This window comes from Prochlorococcus marinus XMU1411 (assembly GCF_017696075.1).
In the GTDB taxonomy this organism is placed as follows: domain Bacteria; phylum Cyanobacteriota; class Cyanobacteriia; order PCC-6307; family Cyanobiaceae; genus Prochlorococcus_A; species Prochlorococcus_A marinus_V.
This window is the reverse complement of sequence record NZ_JAAORI010000006.1, coordinates 78,124-102,655: the sequence shown is the minus strand read 5'-3', so window position 1 is coordinate 102,655 and position 24,532 is coordinate 78,124. Positions and strand designations below refer to the sequence as shown.

Genomic DNA, 24,532 nt, shown 5'->3' with positions numbered 1-24,532 from the left:
ATTTAATCGTCTCCAAGAAATTCTATAATTTCTTTGTCTTTAAGATTTTGTGCGTTACCAAGTTTAGAAGTATCAATTAATTCTGAGTTAGCTAGGCATTGTATAGTTTTTTGTAATTTGAGAATTTCATTTTCAAGCAGATCTATTCTATCCATTAAATTTTTTATTACATTAGCTTCTGCATCCGGTAGGGCAGAGTGAGCTAATGGATTTATTTTGACACCACTTTGATGTACTACTCTGCCAGGAACTCCAACCACAGTACTATTCCCCTCTACATTACGAACTACCACCGAACCAGCCCCAATACGGGTATTAGATCCTACTGTGATGGAGCCAAGAACTTTTGCACCAGCTCCAACCACAACATTCTCCATTAAGGTTGGGTGTCTTTTCCCATGACTTTTACCAGTCCCTCCTAATGTCACTCCTTGATAAAGTAGACAATTATTGCCTATCTCAGCAGTTTCACCAATTACGACTCCCATGCCATGATCTATGAAAACCCTTTTACCAATTTTCGCCCCAGGATGGATCTCAATGCCGGTAACGAGCCTATTTAAATGACTTAATAAGCGAGGAACTAAAGGAATTTTTAAATGCCATAATTTATGAGTAAATCTATGAATAACTATTGATTGAAAGCCAGGATAGCAAAGAAAAATTTCTAATATTCCTCTAGCAGCAGGATCTCTCTCTTTGATTATTTCTATATCTGATCTAAAAGTTTTTAGCATTTTGGTCTAATTAATAACTCCAATTTCTTTTTTTAGTTGACTTATTGTTTCGAGACTTAGATAATTCTTAGAGCAAACTATTTTAGGTAATCTCATAATTTGCGACCGATTTTTTAATAATGTATTTTCTACAACTGACAAACTAGGCCCATCACATACTACGTGATTTGAAGCTTTTAAAAGTGAAAGTAATCTGCTTTTATTATCTGAGATTGCCGTCATAAGCATTAATTCACTGCCACGCATGCTATGAATGATAACTTCTGCTGCCCTCAATAAACCAGGACTAATGCTAACAATACCTACACAACTGCCAGCATTAAGTTCTTTGAGAATTTTTAATTCTTTTTGAAAGTCGCTCAAGTCAACTGCGATAGCACGAACCCCATGTTGTTTGGCGACTTTTTCTAGAGGTTGTAAAAAATATCTGCTAGTTACAATAGTACCATTATTTGAATTACTCAAAACTTTTTCTAATTCCTCCATAGGGACAACTTCTACTGGAACATTAACTTTTGGGGAGAGGTCTTCTGCTATAAGCATAGAGGCTCCTATATCTTCTCTAGGAGTGCTAACTATAATTCTTGTGCCACATTTAATTCGCCAATCAATTTCATTGGTTAATATTTCTCTTGTTTCTTGTAGGGTACAACCAAGATTTATAAATTGATCAATAGCCTTTTTTGCTTCTTGATCCGGTATTTTACTGATTTTATCTTTTGAGTAAACTGATTTTTTAAAGTCCTTTTTAGTAAGATTATCTCGCACATAGATACCTGATCCAGCTATAGCTTCAACAACTCCATCTATTTCAAGTTGTCGATAAACTTTGCTTATAGTGTTTCGATGGAGTCCAGTTTGCATTGCAAGTTGCCTTGTGCTGGGAAGTCTGTGACCTGGAGGATAATGTCGTGCTGCTATTGCAAAGCAAATTTGATTATATAGTTGTGTTGATGCTGGGATATCACTTTCTTGTTGAATATGGAATCTCACTTTAGAAAAATCCTGACTAATTAATTTTTAACCGTAGTGACACTTTAACATTTGTCATAGTTTTTACGTAATTATTAATCACTCTACTTCTTTTTTAATCAAAGGAGTTTTTCTAGGGCTTAAAAACATAATCATGTTTCTCCCTTCTCTTTTTGGCTTTTGTTGTACTTCTGATTGCTCTTCTAAATCATTAGCCATTTTTAGAAGGAGAGTTTCAGCTAAATTTGAATGCTGAATTTCTCTACCTCTAAAAATTACAGTGCATTTTACTTTATCTCCAGCTTTTAGAAATTTAGTAGCTTGACCTATTCGTACATCATAATCATGTTTGTCAATTTTATACCTCATCTTTACTTCTTTAACTTCTGTTTGATGAGATTTTTTTCTTGCTTCTTTTGCTTTCTTTTCTTGTTCAAATTTATATTTTCCATAGTCCATGATTCTGCAAACGGGAGGATTTGCTTTTTCGCTTACCAAAACTAAATCTAATTCCCTTTGAGAGGCTATTTCTAATGCTTTCAACCTATCAATGACCCCTAATTGTTTCCCATCTGAATCAACGACTCTCAACTGGGGATATTTTATTCTCTCATTAATATTTGGGAGCTCTCTTACTGGAGCGCGGCGGTCAAAGCGTGGGCGTGGTGGCATTCAGTTTGTTTGATAAATTGCTTGGATGATGAACAAATCTATTATTTTAAAAATTAGCCTAAAAAAGACTCTATTTTAATTATTGCATCTTTTAGCAGGTTTTTGTTATTAAGCCAATGAGGATTATTTTTATTACGAAACCATGTTTTTTGTCTTTTAGCAAATTGGATAGTTTTTGTGGTAGTGAGCTCAATCGCTTTATTAATTGTTATACGGTTATTTAAGACCTCTTTAGCTTCACGGTAACCAATAGTCTCTAGGATTGATAAATCAGCCCCATATCTATCAATAAGGTATTTCGTCTCTTCAAGAATTCCTGAAGAAAACATATTTTTTGTTCTTTCTAAAATTCTTTCTTTTAAATTTTCTCTGTCTAATCCAAGTTCTAGTATTTTCCAGTTTGGAGGTTTTTGAACTTTTTGCTTTGATAAGGGTTTACCAGTTACATAAAAGACTTCTAAAGCTCTTATTGTTCTAATGTGATCAGCAAAATTGATTTTTTTTGTTGATATTGGATCGCAATTCTTTAAAATTTCCCAACATTTTTTTTGACCAAGTTCTTCTAATTGACTTCTCAAATGATTTTGAGGAGGGACATTGGGTACAAAAAAACCTTTTGTGATTGAATTCATATACAAACCACTTCCTCCAACAAGAAAGGGTAAATTTTTTTGTTTAATTTCTCTGTTGATTGATTTTTGAGCAATTTCTTGAAATTTTTTAACATTAATTGGGTTAATCGGTTCTTCAATATCTATTAAGTAATGCTTTATTTTTTTTTGCTGATTTTCAGATGGTTTGGCTGTTCCTATATCCATAGACTTATAGATTTGTCTTGAATCTATATTGTGAATTCGAGTTTTAAAATATTCTGCAATTTGAATAGCTAATTCAGTTTTACCACTTGCAGTGGGCCCAATTAAAACTATTACATGAGGTTGATAAGAAGACATATTAATTTCTGAAGAAAAATCTATTCGCTATATAATGAAAGAAATTAAATTTTCCATAGACTTCGAGCCTTTCTCTTATTGCAGTGGTAAGTTTAATGAAAGACCTTTTAAAAATAACATTTTAAAAGTTTTAATATTTTTTTTATATTAAATGAGCGAGGACAAAAGATCTAATAAAATCTCTAATGATTATGGTGCAGAACAGATTCAGGTTTTAGAAGGGTTAGAGCCTGTTCGTAAACGTCCTGGAATGTACATTGGTTCTACAGGTCCCAGAGGTTTGCATCATTTGGTATATGAGGTCGTTGATAACTCAGTAGATGAAGCCCTTGCAGGACATTGCGATCATATAGAAATAGTTCTTCGAGCAGATGGATCTGCTTTGATCTCTGATAATGGACGGGGTATTCCAACAGATATTCACCCAAGAACTGGGAAAAGTGCTCTAGAAACTGTACTGACTGTCCTTCACGCAGGTGGTAAATTCGGAAGTGGAGGTTATAAAGTTTCAGGTGGCTTGCATGGAGTAGGTATATCTGTAGTTAACGCTTTAAGTGAATGGGTTAATGTTACTGTTTATAGAGATGGCAGTGAGTTTAATCAAAGATTTGAAAAAGGTGTTTCGAAGGGTGAATTGCAAAATAAAAAGCAAACTATTAAGCCTTCTAGAAAGGGCACCACTATTTGTTTTAAACCCGATAAAACGATTTTTTCTGGAGGAATAGAATTTGAATATGCTCTTCTTTCATCTAGGTTAAGAGAATTAGCTTATCTTAATGGTGGTGTAAAAATTGTTTTTAGAGATGAGAGAAATCAATTATCAGATGGTTCTTTCAAAGAAGAAATTTATTTATATGAAGGTGGCATTAAAGAATATGTTCAATACATGAATGCAGAAAAGGATTCTATACATCCTGAGATAATTTATGTTGACTCACAAAAAGAAAACGTATACGTAGAAGCAGCTTTGCAATGGTGTTCAGATGTATATTCAGATAATATTTTAGGTTTTGCAAATAATATTAGAACTATTGATGGAGGTACTCATATTGAGGGATTAAAGACAGTTTTGACAAGAACATTCAATAATCTCGCTAAAAAAAGAGGTAAAAGAAAAGATATTGAAAAAAATTTAGCCGGAGAAAATATCAGAGAGGGATTGACCGTAGTTTTATCAGTTAAAGTTCCAGATCCCGAATTTGAGGGACAAACAAAAACTAAATTAGGGAATACTGAAGTAAGAGGAATTGTTGATTCTCTTATTGGGGAAGCTCTCACAAAGTATATGGAATTTAATCCTGGGATTTTAGATTTAATTCTTGAAAAAGCAATCCAATCATTTAATGCAGCAGAAGCTGCAAGAAGGGCTAGAGAATTAGTTAGAAGAAAAAGTGTCCTAGAAAGTTCAACTTTGCCTGGTAAATTAGCAGATTGTAGTTCTAGAGATCCCTCAGAATCAGAAATTTATATTGTTGAGGGAGATTCTGCGGGAGGGTCTGCTAAACAAGGCAGAGATAGAAAATTTCAAGCTATTTTGCCTCTAAGAGGTAAAATTCTTAATATTGAAAAAACTGATGATACTAAAATATATAAAAATACTGAAATTCAGTCATTAATAACTGCTCTAGGATTAGGAATCAAGGGAGAGGAATTTGATATTAGTTCTTTGAGATATCACAGGGTAGTAATTATGACGGATGCTGATGTTGACGGTGCTCATATAAGAACTTTATTATTGACATTTTTTTATAGATATCAAAGGGAACTTGTTGAGAAAGGTTTCATATATATTGCGTGTCCTCCTCTCTATAAAGTTGAAAGAGGTAAAAATCATAAATACTGTTATAACGAGAATCAATTAAAGGATACAATTACAAGTTTTGGAGAAAACGCAAATTATAATATTCAAAGATTTAAGGGATTAGGTGAAATGATGCCAAAACAATTGTGGGATACAACTATGAATCCTCAAACTAGAATGATGAAAAGGGTTGAAATTGAGGATGCACTCGAAGCTGACAGAATATTTAATATTTTAATGGGAGATAAAGTTGCACCAAGAAGAGAATTTATTGAAACTCATAGCGGTAACTTAGATCTGGCTACTTTAGATATATGATTAATAATCTGCTTAAGAATTGTTGCTTAATTATTTTTGCATTAATTGCTCCAATTACATTACCTGCTGGTGGGATTCAAAAAAGCTTAAATCAAAATGATTTTCCTAAAACTGCCAAAGAAATTATCTTGTCATCAAACACTTCTCTTTATTCTTTTCCTGAACTTAATGCTAAAGAACTAACAGTTCTTGAAATGGGAACAACCTTATCAATTTTACGAAATTGGAAAGTCAATGAAAGTGAAATTTGGGTAAGGGTGGAGTTAGCATCTAATAAATTTTTAGACGATCCTAATAAGATTTTAAAAGGCTGGATAAAAATGTAAATCTTGGATTTTACCTCAATTATTATTATTTTATTTGGGAGTACTTTTGGATTAATAACAAGGATATTTATACAAAAACATTTAAAAATTAATATAGGATTTGATATTCAAAATACTTCCATAGTCAATTTTCTATCATCCTTTTTTTTGGGAATTTTAGTAGCATTTAATTTTGTAAATAATAAGATATTATTTTTATTTTATACTGGTTTTTTAGGATGTTTTAGCACATTTTCTTCTTTTATATATCAACTATTTATTTTATTAAAGAAGAGGAAATTATTTCGTTTATTTTTTCACTATTTTGAGGTAATAATAGTTTCCTTTTTTTGCTTTTATTTAGGTTATTATTTGGTGCAAATTATAACATGAAAAAAAAAAGTTATATCTATATTCTTTTAGCTTGTTTTTTAGCCAGTTTTTTCAGGATTTTTATTAATAATAATTTTATTGTTTCAATAATTGGATCATTACTTTTTGGATTTGTTATTGCAAAAAGATTAAGTTACGCGAAAGAAAAAATTTTGTTAAGTGGTTTTTTTTCGTGTTTTACGTCCTTTAGCGGATTTATATTTTTTTTGTATCAAGTTTTTATTCAAGGAGGTTTGATCAAATTTATAATATTTTTTAATTTGATTATTATTATAAACTTACTAACAATGTGTTTCGGCTATTGGATAAGTAGAAAAATTAATTAGATTTCATATAATGGTTTTGTTACTTTGACAAGGGATTATATTTATGAATGAAAATAATCTTGAAAAGATTGCATCATTATCTTCAGATCTAAGTACTAGAGAAAATATTACTATTCAACTTGAAGAATTACTCGTCGCTGGAAATTATGATGAGGCAAAATTACTTTTAGAGCCTTCCCAACCAGTTGATATTGCAGATGCAATTGGCAGCCTTCCATTAATATTGCAGGCATTGGCATTTCGATTGTTAAAGAAAAATGAGGCAATTGAAGTTTATGAATATTTAGATCCAATAGTTCAGCAAACTTTATTAGACAGACTTCGTTCGGGAGAAGTTTTGGAAATAGTAGAGAAAATGTCTCCTGATGATAGGGTTCAACTATTTGATGAATTACCTGCAAAAGTTGTAAGAAAATTTTTGTCTGCTCTAAGCCCTGGGGAAAGGAAAGTAACAGCTGAATTACTAGGTTATGAGCCTGAAACTGCTGGAAGATTAATGACAACTGAATTTATAGACCTTAAAGAGATGCAAACGGCAGCTGAGGCTCTTTCTTTAGTCCGAAAGAGAGCTCCTTTTACAGAGACGATTTACAGCCTATATGTTACGGATAAAGAAAGACATTTGACTGGTATTCTCTCTTTAAGAGATCTTGTAACTGCTGATCCATCTAAGCCAATTGGAGATGTTATGACAAAAGATGTGGTAAATATTTCTACGAATACGAATCAAGAAGAGGTAGCAAGAGCAATACAAAGATATGATTTCTTAGCGCTTCCAGTTGTTGACAAAGAAAAAAGACTTGTTGGGATAGTAACTGTCGATGATTTAATTGATGTCATAGAGCAAGAAGCAACAAGAGATATTTATGCAGCGGGAGCAGTTCAATCTGGAGATGAAGATGATTATTTTCAAAGTAGTTTGTTTACGATGGCTCGAAGAAGAATATTATGGTTATTAATTTTAGTTTTAGCCAATGGTTTGACTACAAAAGTTATAGCGATGAATGATCAAATTTTAAGAGAAATAGTTTTGCTTGCTGCATTTATTCCTTTGCTCATAGGCACTGGTGGAAATGTTGGGGCTCAAAGTTCAACTGTCGTTATAAGAGGTTTAAGTACTCAAAAATTAAAGTCTCTTGGAGCTATAAAAGCAGTTTTTAAAGAGGCCGTAACTGGAGCTCTTTTGGGTATTTTGATGATGCTTGTGGTATTTCCTTTCGCTTGGTGGCAAGGAGAAGGCTATTTAATAGCCTCTGCGGTAGGGATAAGTTTAATTTCTATAACGACTTTAGCTGCAACTACTGGAGCTATCCTCCCTTTGTTGTTTCATAAAATGAGATTAGACCCAGCTTTAATGTCCTCTCCTTTTATAACAACTGTCACTGATATTGCAGGTGTATTTATTTATCTAAGTACAGCAAAATGGCTGTTAAGTTCTTCTTAAACTAAAATTGACTAGGTAGTTGTACTCATTTTTGTAAATTTGTGGATTTTTTTGTTTAACTTTACAATTCTTAATGGTATTGTTTACAAAACAACATTCAACTTTCATGTCTTCTGAAACATTAAGTGAGAATAAACTAGCGACAATATCAAGTTTAAAAGCCTCTAATGATGTCGACCTTGTCAGATCCTATTTAAGGGATATCGGCAGAGTTCCACTTCTTTCTCATGAGCAGGAAATTACGCTTGGAAGACAGGTGCAAGAATATATGCAAGTCGAAAGAGCAGAATTAGAAATTATTGAATTAACAGGAGATAAACCAACTATAGAGGAATTATCAAATAAATTAAATTTATCTACTTCCGTAATCAAAAAAAGATTGAGAGCTGGTCAGAGGGCTAAAGAACGGATGGTCGCAGCTAATTTAAGATTAGTGGTTAGTGTTGCAAAAAAATATACAAAAAGAAACATGGAATTATTAGATTTAATACAAGAAGGAACTATAGGATTAGTAAGGGGTGTAGAAAAATTTGATCCCGCAAGAGGTTATAAGTTTTCTACATATGCATACTGGTGGATTAGACAAGGTATTACTAGAGCAATAGCGGAAAAAAGCAGGGCAATAAGGTTACCAATTCACATAACCGAGATGTTAAATAAATTAAAAAAAGGTCAAAGAGAGTTGAGTCAAGAAATGTCTAGGACTCCTACAGTTAGTGAACTTGCTAAATATGTAGAGCTTCCTGAAGATGATGTAAAAGATTTGATGTGCAAGGCAGGGCAGCCAGTTAGTCTTGAAACAAAAGTTGGAGATGGTGAAGATACTGTCTTATTAGATTTACTAGCAGGTGGTGAGGACTTGCCAGACGAACAGATAGAGATGGATTGTATGAGAGGAGATCTTCATTCTCTTTTGCATCAATTACCAGATCTCCAATGTAGAGTTTTAAGAATGAGATATGGGATGGATGGTGATGAACCAATGTCTCTTACAGGTATAGGTAGGGTACTTGGAATAAGTAGGGACCGAGTTAGAAATCTAGAAAGAGATGGACTCAGAGGTTTGAGAAGACTTAGTGATAACGTAGAAGCCTATTTTGTTTCTTGAATAAATTCAAGAATTAACTGATTTGTTTTTTCAGGTTCTTCATCGTGCGGACAATGTCCAGCACCTTCGATAATATCTAACCGCTTTATATTCGTGAATTTTTTCTTCCACTCTTTAGCTTCACCTAAGGATTCCCAAGGATCTTTTTCTCCCCAAATCAATTGGATGGGAGGTTCAATTTTATCAAAAAGATCTGTAGCGAGATAGTCATCAAATAAGTTAATAAAGCCACGAAATGCTTCTTTGGAGTTTTGTCTTTGTGAGGGTTGATATAATATTTCAATTAACTCTTCATCGATATTTTTTTTGGACGGGTAAGCTTGTTCAAGTATTTTCTTAATAACTTTTGGATTGGCAGCTCTCGTAAAAAGTGTGTTACTAATTATTCTTTGTCTTACTATCGTTTTAAGAACGGGTCTAAGTAGATTCATTAATATATCACTTTTTTTTAAACGTTTATCATCCATAGTTCTTTGTGCGCAATCAATCAAAATCACTCCCTTACATTTATCTTTGAGAATTTCAGCAGCTTTCAATGCAATAACACCACCAATTGAGTTTCCAACTAAGTAAATAGGAGATTTTATTACCTCTTCACAAAATGCTGATATCTGACTACCCCATAAGTCAAATGAATATTTAATTGAGTTTTCTTTATCAGCTTCGTAATTTAATAAAGCACTAGGCTGACTGCTTTCTCCAAATCCTAATAAGTCAATTGCGTAGCAGTTAGAAAATTTACCAAGAAAATCTTGATTATGTCTCCAGTGGTTTTTTGATGCTCCAAATCCATGAACTAATAAAATTTTAATATTTTTTTCAGAAGTAGATTCTTTTGATAAAGACCATGAAATTTCCCAATTTTTCCACTTCCAAGTTTCAGATTTATTTAAAGACACGATGAATATGTTTTTAATTAAACTTTAATTCAAAAAAAAATTATTCGTTTTTAATAAATTATTCTTAGTTAAGTAAAATAGTTCATTTTATGAAAAGGAAAAAGGTCATATGCATTGGAGAGGCTTTAATAGACAGAATCAGAAATAAATCAAATCAAGGATTTACAGATTTTTTGGGAGGTGCTCCAGCTAATGTTGCTTGTGCATTAAGAAAATTAAAAATAGATTCAACATTTATAGGAAGTTTGGGGAGTGATGATTATGGAAAAAAATTTATTAGGCAATTTAATGAATTGGAAGTTAATTTAGATTTCTTGCAATTATATGATGATTCATCTACTCGCTTGGTTAATGTAGATAGAGATCAATTTGGAGATCGTTTTTTTTCAGGCTTTGAGGAAAGTTCTCATTCATTCTTTGCAGACGAAGTTCTTAGTAAGAAATTAATCGAAAAAGAAATTTTAAATTTGCAGAAATCTTTTCTAGAAACAAAATATTTGGTTACAGGAACGATCTTGTTATCATCACCAATATCAGCAGAGACTATTTTTTTTCTTATTGAACAGGCTAAAAAATTGGAAGTCAAAGTAGTTATTGATTTGAATTGGAGAGAGGTCTTTTGGGATCATTCAAGTTTTTCATCAGAAATTAGTAAAGCGGCTAGAGTTAATTTAATCAAGAAATTTTTAAATCATGCTAATGTTTTAAAACTTGCTAAGGAAGAAGCAACTTTATTTTTTGAGGATGAAAATCCCTTACTAATTTCTCAACAATTGTCTAATAGACCAGATGTAATAATAACTGATGGGGAACATCCCGTTTCTTGGTATATCAGTGGATTGCAGGGAATTACCGAAACCCCTACTTCACAAAAAATTGTTGATACAACTGGGGCAGGAGATGCTTTTCTAGCTGGCTTAATTTCAAAATTAATTTCTTCTGGCTACCCTTCAAATAAACTAGAGACAGAAGATTGCATTAAGTTTGCAGGTGTTTGTGGATTATTAACTTGTCTTGGTGAAGGTGCTATCGAGCCACAGCCCGATTATGAGAAGGTTAACAAATTTCTGGGATCTCTTATTTCGTAGTTTCTTCCATATTTATTTGCGTAACTAATTTTTATTTTCCAGAAATTATCAATAACTGGTTCTATTAATTCTGGCCATTCAATAACTAAAATAGCTCGTCTTTGTATGGCCTCTTCTTCTTCTGAAAAAAAAACTTCTTTTGCTGAAGAAACATTTTCTAACCTGTATAAATCAAGGTGAATTAGTGGAATTTTTCCAGAGTTATAGTGATGCGATAAAGCAAATGTAGGGCTTGTAATTTCCTCAGAGATTGACAAGCCTTTAGCAATCCCTTGAACAAATGAAGTTTTCCCAGCTCCAATTGGACCCTGTAATAAAACAATTGATTGAGGATTTAATTTGTGTGACAGTTTTTTTCCTAAATTTAAAGTCTCTTTTAAATTCTCAACAAACACAAAATTACACAAAAATCATTTATAGTTTAATAGAAAAAGTATTTACACGATATGGTAATCGCAAATTCAGTTAAAACCTCTACACCTAATTACGTAATTTCTGATATCTCTTTATCAGATTTTGGTCGTAAAGAAATTAAAATTGCCGAAACTGAAATGCCAGGATTAATGGCGCTTAGAGATAAATATCAATCTGAAAAGCCACTAAAAGGTGCAAAAATAGCTGGAAGTCTTCATATGACTATTCAGACTGCAGTATTAATAGAAACTCTTGTTGATCTTGGCGCAGAAGTGAAATGGGCTTCATGCAATATTTTTTCAACTCAAGATCATGCTGCCGCAGCTATCGCAGATCAAGGAATTTCTGTATATGCAAAAAAAGGTGAGACACTTGATGAATATTGGCAATATACACATTACATTCTTGATTGGGGATCCGACTCACCGAATATGATTCTTGATGATGGGGGAGATGCAACTGGCTTATTGATACTTGGCAGTAAAGCAGAAAAAGATTTATCTGTTTTAGATAATCCCGGTAACGAAGAAGAAATTGCTTTATTCAAATCTATAAAATCTAAGTTGGAAAATGATAGTAACTTTTATTCTAGAATTAAGAGCAATATTATTGGTGTCACTGAAGAAACTACAACGGGAGTCGCAAGACTTTATCAACTGCAAAAGCAAAATGCTCTACCTTTCCCTGCAATTAACGTTAATGATTCAGTAACTAAGAGCAAATTCGATAATTTATATGGCTGCCGAGAATCTCTAGTTGACAGCATCAAGCGTGCCACTGATGTGATGATTGCTGGGAAGGTTGCTTTAGTAATCGGTTTTGGAGATGTAGGTAAAGGATCAGCCCAGTCTCTAAGAGGACTTGGTGCAATTGTAAAAGTTGCTGAAGTTGATCCAATTTGTGCTCTTCAAGCTGCCATGGAAGGTTTCAGCGTTGTTACATTAGACGATGTTGTGCAGGATATAGACATATTTGTTACGGCAACTGGGAACTATCAGGTAATAACAAACGAAAATCTTGTCAAGATGAAGAATGAGGCCATCGTTTGTAATATTGGCCATTTCGATAATGAAATTGATGTGGCATCATTGAAAGATTATCCATGGGAAAATATTAAGCCGCAGGTTGATCACATAACTTTACCGAGTGGCAATAAAATAATCCTTTTAGCTGAAGGTAGACTAGTTAACTTGGGTTGTGCCACTGGACATCCAAGTTTTGTTATGAGTAATTCTTTTACTAATCAAGTCCTAGCTCAAATTGAACTTTTCAATAAGTCAGAAAACTATTCTAAGGAGGTTTATGTTTTACCAAAACATTTAGATGAAATGGTAGCTAGATTACATCTCGATAAAATTGGTGCAAAATTAACAAAATTAACCAAAGAACAAGCTGATTATATTAATGTTTCTATTGAAGGACCTTATAAACCAGATCTTTATAGATATTAAGTTTGAGCCTTATTTTTTTAAATTTTCTTACTTCAATCCCCGACTACATTAGTTTGGCTGTAGAAAAGAATTCAATAATTGCATACCTCACTATTTGTTTGGCTATGTTTTTAGAAAATATAATACCTCCAATACCTTCGGAAATTATTATGCCTTTGGGAGGGTTTTTCGTCTATCAACAAAAATTAAATTTTTATATTTTAGTTTTTTGGGGATTACTTGGAACTATTTTTGGATCATTGCCTTGGTATTATCTAGGAAGATTAGTAAATGAAAAAAGACTTTCAAATTTTCTAGATAAACAAGGAAAATATTTGGGTATTTCTTCTAATGATTTAATTAAAAGTAAAAGGTGGTTTGATAAATACGGAGTTTCTTTAGTTTTTTGGGGCAGATTAGTACCAGGTATAAGAACTTTGATTTCAGTTCCCGCTGGCATAGAACTTATGCCATTAAGAAAATTTTTGATTTGGACTTCATTTGGTAGCTTGATATGGGTAGCGCTTCTCACTTATGCAGGTTATTTATTTGGTGAAAATTATCCAATAATTGAAATTTACTTAGATCAAATCAAATATGTTGTAAAGCCAATTTTAATTTTAATTTTCTTATATTTTTTTATAAAACTTCTTATTAGATTTATTAAAAAATATAGAGACTAGAAAGGGATTTCACTAGAGTTACTGCTGTTAGAATATTGATTATTTTCAGACTCTTTTTTCGAGCTTAGCAAGTTTAATCTATCTACTCTAACAACCGGTTTGTATCTATCTTCCCCAGTATTTTTATCTTTCCAACTATCAATTTTAAAGCTTCCTGTTATTCCAATTAAGGACCCTTTTCTTACGTAATCTGCTGCTATTTGGGCTTGCTTGCCCCATATTTCTAAATTGAACCAGTCTGGCTCTTCATCTCTGCTTCTTCTGTTCACAGCAAGAGTGAAATTGGCTACGATACTGCCTGATTCAAAATATCTTACATCTGGTTCTCTACCAGCTCTACCAACTAGGTTAATAGTGTTAATTTCCATAATTTTTTTTTTTAATACTACTCATATTTCCAGATTCTGCTTAAGTTTTGCGTGCTAATCATAACTAAACAGGCGAATTGTGAGAGCTTTATAAAAAATAGATATATTATTTATAAAAAGAATTCTTATTGTGATTTTTAACAGATTTAAATTTTCTAGAGACATTGGCATAGATTTGGGAACAGCCAATACTCTTATACACGTATCAGGTAAGGGAGTTGTTTTACAAGAGCCCTCAGTAGTAGCAATGGATTTAGAAGAAGGAGTTCCATTGGCAGTTGGTAAAGAAGCAAAGTTAATGCTTGGCAGAACACCCGGGAATATAAGAGCTGTAAGACCACTAAGAGATGGAGTTATCGCAGATTTTGACGCCGCTGAGCAAATGATAAAAACATTTATTCAAAAATGTAACGAAGGTAAGGGAATAATAGCTCCAAGAATAGTTATTGGTATTCCAAGTGGAGTTACCAGTGTTGAGCGAAGAGCTGTAAGAGAAGCTGGATTAGCAGGAGCTAGAGAAGTTCACTTAATTGATGAACCTGTTGCGGCGGCAATAGGCGCATCATTACCAGTAACTGAGCCAGTTGGAACTATGATCGTTGATATTGGCGGTGGCACCACTGAGGTAGCAGTATTGAGTTTGGGTGGGACTGTATTAAGTGAATCGGTTCGAATAGCTGGCGATGAAATCAATGAATCAATTGCTTCATATCTTAAGAAAGTTCATAATTTAGTTGTTGGAGAGAGAACTGCTGAAGATATTAAGATCAAAATTGGATCTGCATTTCCAGATGATGAATTTGATAAAACTTCTTTGGAGGTAAGAGGCTTACATCTTTTATCTGGTCTTCCAAGGTCAATAACTTTGACATCAGGAGAAATAAGAGAAGCTATGGCTGATCCACTTAGCAAAATAGTTGAAGCTGTGAAAAGAACTTTAGAGAGAACCCCACCTGAACTTGCTGCAGATATTGTGGATAGGGGCATTATGCTAGCTGGTGGTGGAGCTTTAGTAAGAGGCATTAATGATTTGGTTAGTGATGAAACGGGAATTTTTACACACATAGCTGAAAACCCACTCTTGTGCGTTGTTAATGGATGTGGAGAGGTTTTAGATGATTTTAAAAAGCTCAAAAGAGTTGTTGATACTCCAGACTTTATAAGGAACGCGATTAGAGATTAATAATATGTTAAAACTCCGACGAATTTCAGCTAGTCGTTGGTGGCATAAAAAGAAAAATTGGATATTGTTTGGAATTTTTCTTTTTTTGATTTTCGTAAGAATATCTAAAGGTTATCTTTATAAAGATTTTTATTATTTTATTTCGAAGCCTTTTTGGCCTGGCCAATTTCAAAAAGAGGTCATTCTTGAGAGCATAAACAATGAAAATTTAATAAAATTTAACTTGCTTAAAAAAGATAATATGAGATTGAGGGAAATGTTATATCTTCAAGGATCATCTAATAATGATGCTATTTCTGCTGCAGTTATTTCTAGAAAAACAGGTAGTTGGTGGAGACAATTGATATTAAATAAAGGTTCAAAAGATGGTGTTAAAATTGGTAGTATTGTTTTGGGGCCGGGTGGATTACTAGGAAGAGTAAATAATACTTCTTTATTGACTTCTTCGGTAACATTATTAACTTCTCCAGAAAGTACAGTAGGGGTATGGGTGGATAGAATTCAACTTAATGGATTACTTATCGGTTCAGGAGATGATTATCCTAATTTAATACTCTATTCAAAAGATGCAAATATAAAAGTAGGAGATTTTGTATCATCCTCTCCCTCAAGTACTTTATTACCTCCAAATATTCCTATTGGTGTTGTCAAATCTATAGAAGAGCCATTTAAAGGAAAAAAAAAGGCAAAAATATTACTTTTAGCAAAACCTCAACTAATTGATTGGGTGCAAATATTAAAAGTAAAAATTGAATGAATAAATTTTTTGCAAAAAATTTGCCTATGTTTTTTTTTATTTTTGTACCAATAATCTTCTTATGGCATCCTAGTTGGCTTGGTTTTTTAGGTATTCAGCCATATTGGCCCTTATTTTGGTTATTGCCTTGGTCAATGATTAATGGATCAATTAATGGACTGATATTTGGGTTATTTTTAGGTCTAATTTTAGATTCTTTAACTTTAGATAATAATTTCACTCAAATACCAGGTTTAATTTTGTGCGGCTTTTTGTTTGGGAGAATTAAAACACATGGTTATAATTTAGTGGGTCATTTTAGATATGGATTAATTTGTTCTTTTGGAAGTCTTTTATGTGGGACTCTTTATTTCTTTCAGATATTGTTTAAAAATTTTTCAAATTATACTTTTTTACTGTTTATACCCAGTATTCAAAACATATTGGCTGAAGTTTTTCTTACAGGTTTATTTGCTCCTTTTATTTGCTCCCAACTTTTAAGAATGTTTAAGTTTTCTAGGAGAAATGTGTAGTAATAAATTTTTGTAAATCAATAAAAAGTGTGCGAAAAAATTTATATTCTTAAATTATTTAAGATTTTTGTAAATGTGCGGAATATCTCTTTGAGGGTTCTTAATGTTATATTTTTAATTGTTAGAATAAATATTCAATGCAATAAATCTTTGCTTTGAAATATCTGGAAATCTATTTTTACTATGTCAAAAGCAAGTATTTTAGTTGTTGATGATGAACCAGCAGTTTTGAAGGTATTAGTTACGAGACTTCAACTAGCAGGATATCAAGTTTATTCAGCCACTAACGGCGAAGAAGCTCTTGAGTCATTTCATAGAGATTCTCCAGACTTGATAGTTCTTGATGTAATGCTTCCAAAAATGGATGGATTCGCAGTTTGCAGAAGAATTAGAGCTGAATCGGTAGTACCAATTATATTCTTAACCGCTCTAGAGGCAATTTCAGAGAGAGTTGCTGGTTTAGATCTAGGTGCTGATGATTATTTGTCAAAACCATTTAGCCCAAAAGAGCTCGAAGCTAGAATAGCTACTATTTTGAGAAGAATGGGCCCCACTGTAGCAGTTGCTGAAACGAAAGAAGTTCCATCTGGCAAAGGTGTCATGAAATTTGGAAGTTTAGTTGTTGATACTAATCGCAGACAAGTTTCTAGAGCAGGGGATAGAATTAGCTTAACTTATACTGAATTTAGCCTTCTAGAATTATTATTCGACGAGCCAGGTAAAGTTGTTCCACGAGCCGAAATTTTAGAACAGCTTTGGGGGTATCCTCCTCGTAGAGCCGCAGATTTAAGAGTTGTGGATGTCTATGTAGCTAGACTAAGAGGTAAATTGGAACCAGATCCTAGAAATCCAGAATTAATATTAACTGTTCGAGGGATTGGTTATGCATCTCAGAGAGTTGGCGAAACAGCAACATCTTTGGCAAGTTGAGCCTTAGTCTGATACTTTGATTAAATAAAACAAACATATTAAAATAAATTTTGTCTGAAATAAGAGAATCTCGCTTACAAAAAGCTAATGCATTAGTTAATAAAGGATTTGCATCTTATGCAGAGAGTTTTAAAGTTTCTCATAATATAAAATTTCTCATACAAAAATTTGATTATTTAGAAAATGGTCAAGAAGAAGAATTCAGTGTTTCTATTGCTGGTAGAGTAATGGCAAAAAGAGTAATGGGTAAAATTGCTTTTTTTACGATAAGTGATCAAGAAGGACAGATTCAGCTTTATTTAGATAAAAGCATTATTAATCTTAATTTAGAAAATCAAAAATTACTTTCTTTTGAAGATATTAAGGAAATAGTTGATATCGGTGATTGGATAGGCGTTTATGGAACTATTAAAAAAACTAATAAAGGCGAGCTTTCAATTAAAGTAGAAAAATGGGAAATGTTATCCAAATCATTACAGCCTTTACCGGATAAATGGCATGGATTAACTGATATTGAAAAAAGATATAGACAACGTTACTTAGATCTAATAGTGAATCCTTACTCAAAAAATGTATTTAAAATAAGAGCAAAATCTATAAGTTTTATAAGAAAATGGTTAGATAATAGAAATTTTTTAGAAATAGAAACTCCTATGCTGCAATCAGAAGCTGGTGGTGCTGAAGCAAGACCATTTATTACTCATCACAATACATTAGATATTCCTTTGTATCTAAGAATAGCTACAGAATTGCATTTAAAAAGAATGGTTGTTGGAGGATTTGAGAAAGTTTATGAATTAGGAAGAATTTTCCGTAATGAAGGAATAAGTACAAAGCATAATCCAGAATTTACCTCAGTTGAAATTTATCAAGCTTTTTCCAACTATGTTGATATGATGGATTTAACAGAAGAACTTATTAAAGATGTTGTATTCGATGCATGTGGATCTTTAGTTATTAATTATCAAAATAAGAAAATTGATTTTTCTAAACCTTGGTTAAGAATATCCATGAAAGATATAGTGAAGAAATATACAGGGATAGATTTTGATGCTTTCAGGGGAGATTTTCAAGCAGCAAAGGAAGTTGTCAGCAGTATTAATGTTCAAATTTCTAATAAAGTAAATACTATTGGCAGACTTTTAAATGAGGTTTTCGAACAAAAAGTAGAATCAGAACTTATAGAACCTACTTTTGTTATTGATTATCCTATTGAAATTTCCCCTCTAGCTAGACCTCATCTTGATAATAAAGAAATGGTTCAGAGATTCGAGCTATTTATTGTTGGAAGAGAGCTGGCAAATGCTTTTAGTGAGTTAATAGATCCAGTAGATCAAAGAGAAAGAATGCAATTACAGCAATCTCTTAGAGATAAAGGAGATTTTGAGGCTCATTGTATAGATGAAGATTTTTTGAATGCTTTAGAGATTGGTATGCCTCCTACAGGAGGATTAGGTATAGGCATTGATAGACTTATTATGCTAATTACTAATAGTCCATCAATTCGAGATGTAATACCTTTCCCATTGTTAAAACCAGAAATAACTTCTAATAAAAATGAAAAATTACCCTTGAATGAAGTAAAATAAATAAATTAATCCAATACGAATTTTTTAAATGAGTGGTGAACGTGTTGGTTTCCGTTTCAAACACGCGGATGCAGTAGTGAAAAGAAATCCTCAAGGCCGATCAAGAAGAGGATGGGTTATTGAACCAGTAGAGCAGACTACGAGCAGGGGTACAAAAATGCCTGCTTACAAAATTCGCTGGAGAGATAGTGAGAGGCCTGAAACTGTTTTACAGCATATGTTAATTGCCGATCCAGATCCTTCCCCTCCTCCAAGTTCAGTAAGTTTAAATTCATAATTTCAATAAATCTGGATAATATATTTACCTTTTTAGTGCAGAATTAATTTCTTTTTTCATACTTTTTTGTTTTTCATCTTGGCGTTTGTCATGTAATTTTTTCCCTTTACCAATTCCAATAGTTAGTTTTATCCACGGTCCTTTTAAATAGAGAGATAATGGAATAATAGTCATTCCTTTTTTTTCAGTATTGGCTTTTAGTTTTATTATTTCTTTTTTGTGTAGTAGCAACTTTCTGTTTCTTAATGGATCATGATTAAAAAAAGACCCAACATTTTTGTGTGGTGAAATGTGAACATTTAATAATAAAATCTCGCCATCCCTAAATGAACAGTACCCATCTCTTAAATTAGCTTTTCCGTTCCTAATAGACTTTACCTCAGTTCCTAAAAGTTCAATTCCAGCTTCGATTGTTTCAGATATTGCATATTGAAATTTTGCATATCTATTTTCTGCAAGACGTTTAAAATTATTTTCTTTTTTGGTATTTTTTTTAACTTTGGTTGAATTTTTTGCCATTTTAGTTGTAAAAAATCTTTCTACAAAGAACAATTGCAATTAACCTTTCATTATGGCAATAATTTCTTCCAATATTGGCGATAATGAATTTTCTCTTAGAAAAAAAGAGCTTAGGTTAGTTGATTCAAAAATTATTCCAGAAGAAAAAAGAAATAATAATCTTAATTTAGCTCGTCCTCTTAATCTAAAAGAATTTATTGGCCAAGAACATCTTAAGTCTTCTTTAAGAATAGCTATAGATGCTGCAATTTATAGAAAAGAGCCTTTGGAACATACTCTTTTATATGGACAGCCTGGTTTAGGTAAGACTACCCTAGCTTTTTTGATAGCCCATGAAATGAATACAAAATGTAGGATAGCTACTGCACCAGCAATTGAAAGGCCTAGAGATATTGTAGGCTTACTGCTTGGATTAAAAGAAGGTGAAGTTTTATTTATTGATGAGATACATCGCTTAAATAAGTTAACTGAAGAATTGTTATATTCTGCCATGGAGGATTTCAGGTTAGATTTGACTATGGGAGCTAATAGAGGAGCACGTTGTAGAACAATTAATCTTCCAAGGTTTACTCTGGTTGGCGCGACAACTAAACTAGCCTCAATTAGTCCCCCTCTAAGAGATAGATTTGGTATATCTCAAAAAATTGAATTTTATACATACGATGAGTTACAACAAATAATTGCTAATTTCTCTCGATTAATAAACATTTGTTTAGATGACGAAGCATCATATGATTTAGCAAAGATATCTCGAGGAACTCCAAGAATTGCTTTAAGATTATTAAGGAGAGTTAGAGATTATGCTCAAGTTATTCAAGAAACTAATATTATCTCAGTAAATTTATTAAAAAAAGCTTTAAATTCTTACCAAATAGATGAGAAAGGATTGGATTCTTTAGATAGACAATATTTATCTTTTCTAAGTCAAAACAATCATATTCCAACTGGCTTAGATTCAATAGCTGCCGCATTGGGAGATGATTCTTCAGTGTTAGAATTTGTAGTTGAGCCATATCTCATTCAAATGGGTTTTCTTAAGAGAACTCCTCGTGGAAGACTGATTACTGCTTTAGGAAAAAAGTACATTGATTCAAAAAATGATAACTTTTAAAAAAGTTAAGGTTTGTTTTTTATTAATTTTTTTCTTTGTCAATATTTTTTATATTGCACCATGTTATTCATTATCTTTGAGAGAGGATTTGTTTCAAAATGCATTAGATTTAAGTTCAAAAGGTGAATTTAATCTCGCCTTACAAGAATGGAATCTTTATCTCGATTCTTATCCTGACGATGCTGCAGGTTTTAGTAATAGAGGTAATGTAAGGCTTATCACTGGAGATATCGAGGGATCGATAGATGATCAAAATAAGGCGATAAATTTGAATCCTAGCGAGATAGATCCTTACATTAATAGAGGTATTGCCGAGGAAGCATTAGGTCTATGGTCGCAAGCGAAAAAAGATTATACATATGTTATTTCCCAAGATAGTAAAAATTCCTCTGCGCTATATAATTTGGCCAATGTTGAAGGGTCTACATCACATTGGGCAAAAGCAAGAGATTTATTTTCAAAAGCTGCTTTATATAATCCTGGATTTGCTATGGCAAGGTCAAGTATGGCGTTAGCAGATTTGCAGTTGGGACATATTGATGAGTCTGAAAAAGAATTAAAAAATTTAATTAGGCGTTATCCAACTTTTGCAGATGCTAGGGCAGCTTTAACAGCTTTGAATTGGTCTAGGGGTGAAGCTGGTAACGCGGAGAGTAACTGGATAGCAGTAACTGAATTAGATCCTAGATATAGTGATGAGGAATGGTTAAAAAAAATAAGAAGATGGCCTCCACAACCAATTATTGATTTAATGCACTTCATTGATTTAAAGTAACTAATGAGTAGAGATCAGCTTTTTAAAATAATTGACTCGTTTAATGATGAATTAATCAATTTAAGAAGACATATTCATGCGCATCCAGAATTAAGTGGATTTGAAAACCAAACAGCTATTTTGATAAGTGGTTATTTAAAGAATATTGGTTGGAATGTTAGAGAATCTATTGGCAAGACTGGAGTAATAGCTGATTTTGGTCCCTTGGACAAAGGAATTATTGGATTAAGGGTGGATATGGATGCTTTACCAATATTCGAGGAAACCAAATTAAGTTATTCTTCAAAAGTTGATGGAGTGATGCATGCATGTGGTCACGATATGCATATATCGATTGGATTGGGTGTAGCAAAAGTTGTTAAGGATTTAAAACTAAATTATGGAACTAGGATAATTTTTCAGCCTGCTGAAGAAATTGCTAGTGGAGCTAAATGGATGATTAAGGATGGCGCAACTAATGGTTTATCTCATATTTTAGGAGTTCATGTATACCCCGATTTATCTGTAGGGACTATTGGGATTAAAGAAGGAAGTTTAACTGCGGCTGCTGGAGAACTCAAGGTAGAGATTAAAGGGAAATCAGGACATGGTGCTCGACCTCATGAAGGGATTGATGCTATTTGGGTCGCCTCCAAAGTTATCTCTGGAATTCAAGAATTAATAACACGGAAATTAGATCCTTTAGATCCTGTAGTGATAACTTTTGGTAAAATAAACGGTGGCAATGCATTCAATGTTCTTGCAGAAAAGGTTAATTTAATTGGTACTGTTAGATGCACTAATCTTAAATTATTTAAGAATATTGGTAATTGGCTCGATGAAAATATTTCATCTTTAGCTAATAGTTGCGGAGCTGATGTAAAAGTAATATTTAGGGAAATTACTCCACCAGTAAATAATAATTATGAAATTAATAAAGTCCTCAGAGATTCAGGGATTAAGGTTCTGGGTCAAGAAAATGTTATTGAATTACAAAAACCATCATTAGGTGCTGAAGATTTTGCTGAGTTCTTGAATGAAGTCCCTGGGGCTATGTTTAGGCTTGGTGTTTCTAGTTCAAATGGATGTGCTCCATTACATAGTTCTAAATTTGATCCAGATGAAAGAGCTATTGCTGTTGGAATTAAAGTAATAACAGAATCCATAGTAAAATTAAATAATGAAATACTAAATAAAGTTGATAAATGAAAATAAATACAAGATTTATTTTGTCTTTTGTGGCTCCCTTTATGATTCTTATATCTTTTATTGGTCTAATTTTAAGGGAGAATAATAAGAAGATTTTTTATTTACCTATTGGCTTAATGGGGATTTCAATTCTCTTGGAGAAAGATTTAGGAAGAAGATTGGCTAGAAAAAATATTTTAAAAAAGATAAAGTCTTATCAAAAATTTAAATAAAATTTTTATTTTTTTTAAGCAACATTTGATGACTATTTTTGAGAAAAGAGCTATTAATAAAATAAATACTAGGGGTGCTAGGAAATTAGACTTAGCTGAGATCATACCCTTTGAACCTGAATCATAAATTCTGAGGCAGGGAAGTGGAAATTTGATCAAACTTTAGTAATAAAAACTTTAAAATTGATGAATTATGAGAAGTTCTTGGATTAAGCCTCGTCTTGGGAAAGACAATGTAACTCAGATGAACTTTGCAAGGAACGGCTATATCACTGAAGAAATGGATTTTGTTGCTAAAAAAGAGAATCTTCCTTCTTCTTTAATAATGGAAGAAGTGGCAAGAGGAAGATTAATTATTCCAGCTAATATTAATCATTTGAATCTTGAGCCAATGTCTATAGGTATTGCTTCTAGATGCAAAGTTAATGCGAATATTGGTGCTTCCCCTAATGCAAGTGATATCAATGAAGAAGTAGAAAAACTCAAACTAGCAGTTAAATATGGAGCAGACACTGTTATGGATCTTTCTACAGGAGGAGTAAATTTAGATGAAGTGCGGCAAGCAATTATTCACGAGTCTCCTGTTCCCATTGGAACAGTTCCTGTTTATCAAGCTTTAGAAAGTGTACATGGTTCAATAGATAGACTAACTGAAGACGATTTTCTTCATATTATTGAAAAACATTGTCAGCAAGGCGTAGACTATCAAACTATTCATGCTGGGCTATTAATAGAGCATTTGCCGAAAGTCAAGGGAAGAATTACTGGAATTGTTAGTAGGGGAGGGGGTATTCTAGCCCAATGGATGTTACATCATTTTAAGCAAAATCCTCTTTACACAAGGTTTGATGATATTTGTGAGATTTTTAAAAAATATGATTGTACTTTTTCTCTTGGAGATTCACTAAGGCCAGGATGCTTGCATGATGCCTCTGATGATGCTCAGTTAGCTGAATTGAAAACCTTAGGCGAACTTACTCGAAGAGCATGGGAACATAATGTTCAAGTAATGGTTGAGGGTCCTGGTCATGTACCCATGGATCAAATTGAGTTTAATGTGAGAAAGCAAATGGAAGAATGTTCAGAAGCCCCCTTTTATGTATTAGGTCCATTAGTTACAGATATATCACCTGGTTATGACCATATATCAAGTGCTATTGGAGCTGCGATGGCAGGTTGGTATGGAACTTCTATGTTATGTTATGTAACCCCAAAAGAACATCTAGGTCTACCAAATGCCGAAGATGTAAGAGAAGGATTAATTGCCTATAAGATAGCTGCTCATGCTGCTGATATAGCAAGACATAGAGCTGGCGCTCGTGATAGAGATGATGAACTTAGTCATGCAAGGTATAACTTTGATTGGAATAAACAATTCGCACTTTCATTAGATCCAGAAAGGGCAAAGCAGTACCATGATGAGACACTACCTGAAGAAATCTTTAAAAAGGCCGAGTTTTGTTCAATGTGTGGTCCTAAACATTGTCCAATGAATTCAAAGATTTCTGATGAATCTCTTGATCAGTTAAAAGATAAACTTGAAGAATGTAATACTTCAGTGTAGTTAT

27 protein-coding genes are annotated in these 24,532 nt (G+C 32.7%); 19 read left to right on the top strand and 8 right to left on the bottom strand.

Going from position 1 to position 24,532, the window contains the following annotated elements; translation table 11 throughout:
* Positions 1-2: 2 nt before the first annotated feature.
* The 4 genes from cysE to miaA form a co-directional block, all read right to left on the bottom strand.
* The gene (gene cysE / locus HA145_RS09135; protein ID WP_209128827.1) at positions 3-737 is read right to left on the bottom strand and encodes a serine O-acetyltransferase; all 735 of its coding nucleotides are present in this window, start codon (positions 735-737) and stop codon (positions 3-5) included.
* Positions 738-743: 6 nt separating this feature from the next.
* The gene (locus tag HA145_RS09130) at positions 744-1,730 is read right to left on the bottom strand and encodes a GntR family transcriptional regulator (protein ID WP_209128826.1); all 987 of its coding nucleotides are present in this window, start codon (positions 1,728-1,730) and stop codon (positions 744-746) included.
* Positions 1,731-1,808: 78 nt separating this feature from the next.
* Positions 1,809-2,381 carry a translation initiation factor IF-3 gene (infC, locus tag HA145_RS09125; protein WP_209128825.1) on the bottom strand — a complete coding sequence of 191 codons (573 nt, stop codon included), beginning with the start codon at positions 2,379-2,381 and terminating at the stop codon, positions 1,809-1,811.
* Between the two features lie 53 nt (positions 2,382-2,434).
* Complete coding sequence (miaA, locus tag HA145_RS09120; RefSeq protein ID WP_209128824.1) at positions 2,435-3,334, bottom strand: tRNA (adenosine(37)-N6)-dimethylallyltransferase MiaA; 900 nt, start codon at positions 3,332-3,334, stop codon at positions 2,435-2,437.
* Between the two features lie 151 nt (positions 3,335-3,485).
* Between miaA and gyrB the strand changes: the two genes are divergently transcribed.
* The 5 genes from gyrB to HA145_RS09095 all read left to right on the top strand — a co-directional run bounded on the left by gyrB (position 3,486) and on the right by HA145_RS09095 (position 9,029).
* Positions 3,486-5,453, top strand: coding sequence for a DNA topoisomerase (ATP-hydrolyzing) subunit B (gene gyrB, locus HA145_RS09115; RefSeq protein ID WP_209128823.1), 1,968 nt, complete (start codon positions 3,486-3,488; stop codon positions 5,451-5,453).
* Complete coding sequence (locus HA145_RS09110) at positions 5,450-5,779, top strand: hypothetical protein (protein ID WP_209128822.1); 330 nt, start codon at positions 5,450-5,452, stop codon at positions 5,777-5,779. Before gyrB ends, HA145_RS09110 begins: the two co-directional genes overlap by 4 nt.
* Positions 5,780-5,782: 3 nt before the next feature.
* Positions 5,783-6,151, top strand: coding sequence for a fluoride efflux transporter FluC (locus HA145_RS09105; RefSeq protein WP_209128821.1), 369 nt, complete (start codon positions 5,783-5,785; stop codon positions 6,149-6,151).
* A 369-nt stretch (positions 6,152-6,520) separates the two neighbouring features.
* Positions 6,521-7,921 (top strand): magnesium transporter, encoded by a 1,401-nt coding sequence (gene mgtE / locus HA145_RS09100; RefSeq protein WP_209128820.1) that lies wholly within the window; start codon positions 6,521-6,523, stop codon positions 7,919-7,921.
* A 106-nt stretch (positions 7,922-8,027) separates the two neighbouring features.
* Entirely contained in the window at positions 8,028-9,029 is a 1,002-nt protein-coding gene (locus HA145_RS09095; protein WP_209128819.1) for an RpoD/SigA family RNA polymerase sigma factor, read from the top strand.
* Here HA145_RS09095 and HA145_RS09090 read toward each other — a convergent pair.
* Positions 9,014-9,928: an alpha/beta fold hydrolase gene (locus HA145_RS09090; RefSeq protein ID WP_209128818.1), complete on the bottom strand. Its 915-nt coding sequence runs from the start codon at positions 9,926-9,928 to the stop codon at positions 9,014-9,016. The genes HA145_RS09095 and HA145_RS09090 overlap by 16 nt on opposite strands.
* 89 nt (positions 9,929-10,017) lie before the next feature.
* On the opposite strand from HA145_RS09090, the gene HA145_RS09085 reads away from it, so the two are divergent.
* Entirely contained in the window at positions 10,018-11,016 is a 999-nt protein-coding gene (locus HA145_RS09085) for a carbohydrate kinase family protein (protein ID WP_209128817.1), read from the top strand.
* Here the strand turns inward: HA145_RS09085 and tsaE are convergent.
* The gene (gene tsaE / locus HA145_RS09080; RefSeq protein WP_209128816.1) at positions 10,974-11,411 is read right to left on the bottom strand and encodes a tRNA (adenosine(37)-N6)-threonylcarbamoyltransferase complex ATPase subunit type 1 TsaE; all 438 of its coding nucleotides are present in this window, start codon (positions 11,409-11,411) and stop codon (positions 10,974-10,976) included. The genes HA145_RS09085 and tsaE overlap by 43 nt on opposite strands.
* A gap of 51 nt (positions 11,412-11,462) precedes the next feature.
* On the opposite strand from tsaE, the gene ahcY reads away from it, so the two are divergent.
* Positions 11,463-12,881 carry an adenosylhomocysteinase gene (gene ahcY / locus HA145_RS09075; protein WP_209128815.1) on the top strand — a complete coding sequence of 473 codons (1,419 nt, stop codon included), beginning with the start codon at positions 11,463-11,465 and terminating at the stop codon, positions 12,879-12,881.
* 2 nt (positions 12,882-12,883) lie between these two features.
* Complete coding sequence (locus HA145_RS09070; protein ID WP_209128814.1) at positions 12,884-13,543, top strand: DedA family protein; 660 nt, start codon at positions 12,884-12,886, stop codon at positions 13,541-13,543.
* Here HA145_RS09070 and HA145_RS09065 read toward each other — a convergent pair.
* A complete protein-coding gene (locus HA145_RS09065) occupies positions 13,540-13,911 on the bottom strand; it encodes a single-stranded DNA-binding protein (RefSeq protein ID WP_209128813.1) in 372 nt (123 codons plus the stop codon). The genes HA145_RS09070 and HA145_RS09065 overlap by 4 nt on opposite strands.
* Positions 13,912-14,041: 130 nt before the next feature.
* Here HA145_RS09065 and HA145_RS09060 point away from each other — a divergent pair, with 130 nt between their 5' ends.
* The 6 genes from HA145_RS09060 to HA145_RS09035 all read left to right on the top strand — a co-directional run bounded on the left by HA145_RS09060 (position 14,042) and on the right by HA145_RS09035 (position 19,159).
* On the top strand, positions 14,042-15,094 hold the full coding sequence (locus tag HA145_RS09060; RefSeq protein WP_308789015.1) for a rod shape-determining protein: 1,053 nt from the start codon (positions 14,042-14,044) through the stop codon (positions 15,092-15,094).
* 4 nt (positions 15,095-15,098) lie between these two features.
* Entirely contained in the window at positions 15,099-15,851 is a 753-nt protein-coding gene (gene mreC, locus HA145_RS09055) for a rod shape-determining protein MreC (protein WP_209128812.1), read from the top strand.
* The gene (locus HA145_RS09050; RefSeq protein ID WP_209128811.1) at positions 15,848-16,363 is read left to right on the top strand and encodes a hypothetical protein; all 516 of its coding nucleotides are present in this window, start codon (positions 15,848-15,850) and stop codon (positions 16,361-16,363) included. The genes mreC and HA145_RS09050 overlap by 4 nt, the downstream gene beginning before the upstream one ends.
* 183 nt (positions 16,364-16,546) lie before the next feature.
* Complete coding sequence (gene rpaB / locus HA145_RS09045; protein ID WP_209128810.1) at positions 16,547-17,293, top strand: response regulator transcription factor RpaB; 747 nt, start codon at positions 16,547-16,549, stop codon at positions 17,291-17,293.
* Positions 17,294-17,343: 50 nt separating this feature from the next.
* A complete protein-coding gene (lysS, locus tag HA145_RS09040; RefSeq protein WP_209128809.1) occupies positions 17,344-18,882 on the top strand; it encodes a lysine--tRNA ligase in 1,539 nt (512 codons plus the stop codon).
* A gap of 28 nt (positions 18,883-18,910) precedes the next feature.
* On the top strand, positions 18,911-19,159 hold the full coding sequence (locus HA145_RS09035; protein WP_209128808.1) for a hypothetical protein: 249 nt from the start codon (positions 18,911-18,913) through the stop codon (positions 19,157-19,159).
* Between the two features lie 24 nt (positions 19,160-19,183).
* Here the strand turns inward: HA145_RS09035 and smpB are convergent, their stop codons facing one another.
* Positions 19,184-19,678 (bottom strand): SsrA-binding protein SmpB, encoded by a 495-nt coding sequence (gene smpB, locus HA145_RS09030; RefSeq protein ID WP_209128807.1) that lies wholly within the window; start codon positions 19,676-19,678, stop codon positions 19,184-19,186.
* Positions 19,679-19,730: 52 nt separating this feature from the next.
* Here smpB and ruvB point away from each other — a divergent pair, with 52 nt between their 5' ends.
* The 5 genes from ruvB to thiC all read left to right on the top strand — a co-directional run bounded on the left by ruvB (position 19,731) and on the right by thiC (position 24,528).
* Complete coding sequence (gene ruvB, locus HA145_RS09025; RefSeq protein WP_209128806.1) at positions 19,731-20,789, top strand: Holliday junction branch migration DNA helicase RuvB; 1,059 nt, start codon at positions 19,731-19,733, stop codon at positions 20,787-20,789.
* Positions 20,776-21,564 (top strand): tetratricopeptide repeat protein, encoded by a 789-nt coding sequence (locus HA145_RS09020; protein WP_209128805.1) that lies wholly within the window; start codon positions 20,776-20,778, stop codon positions 21,562-21,564. The genes ruvB and HA145_RS09020 overlap by 14 nt, the downstream gene beginning before the upstream one ends.
* A gap of 3 nt (positions 21,565-21,567) precedes the next feature.
* On the top strand, positions 21,568-22,752 hold the full coding sequence (locus HA145_RS09015; protein ID WP_209128804.1) for an amidohydrolase: 1,185 nt from the start codon (positions 21,568-21,570) through the stop codon (positions 22,750-22,752).
* The gene (locus HA145_RS09010) at positions 22,749-22,964 is read left to right on the top strand and encodes a DUF3188 domain-containing protein (RefSeq protein ID WP_209128803.1); all 216 of its coding nucleotides are present in this window, start codon (positions 22,749-22,751) and stop codon (positions 22,962-22,964) included. Before HA145_RS09015 ends, HA145_RS09010 begins: the two co-directional genes overlap by 4 nt.
* A gap of 193 nt (positions 22,965-23,157) precedes the next feature.
* Complete coding sequence (gene thiC / locus HA145_RS09005; RefSeq protein WP_209128802.1) at positions 23,158-24,528, top strand: phosphomethylpyrimidine synthase ThiC; 1,371 nt, start codon at positions 23,158-23,160, stop codon at positions 24,526-24,528.
* The last annotated feature ends 4 nt before the right edge of the window (positions 24,529-24,532 follow it).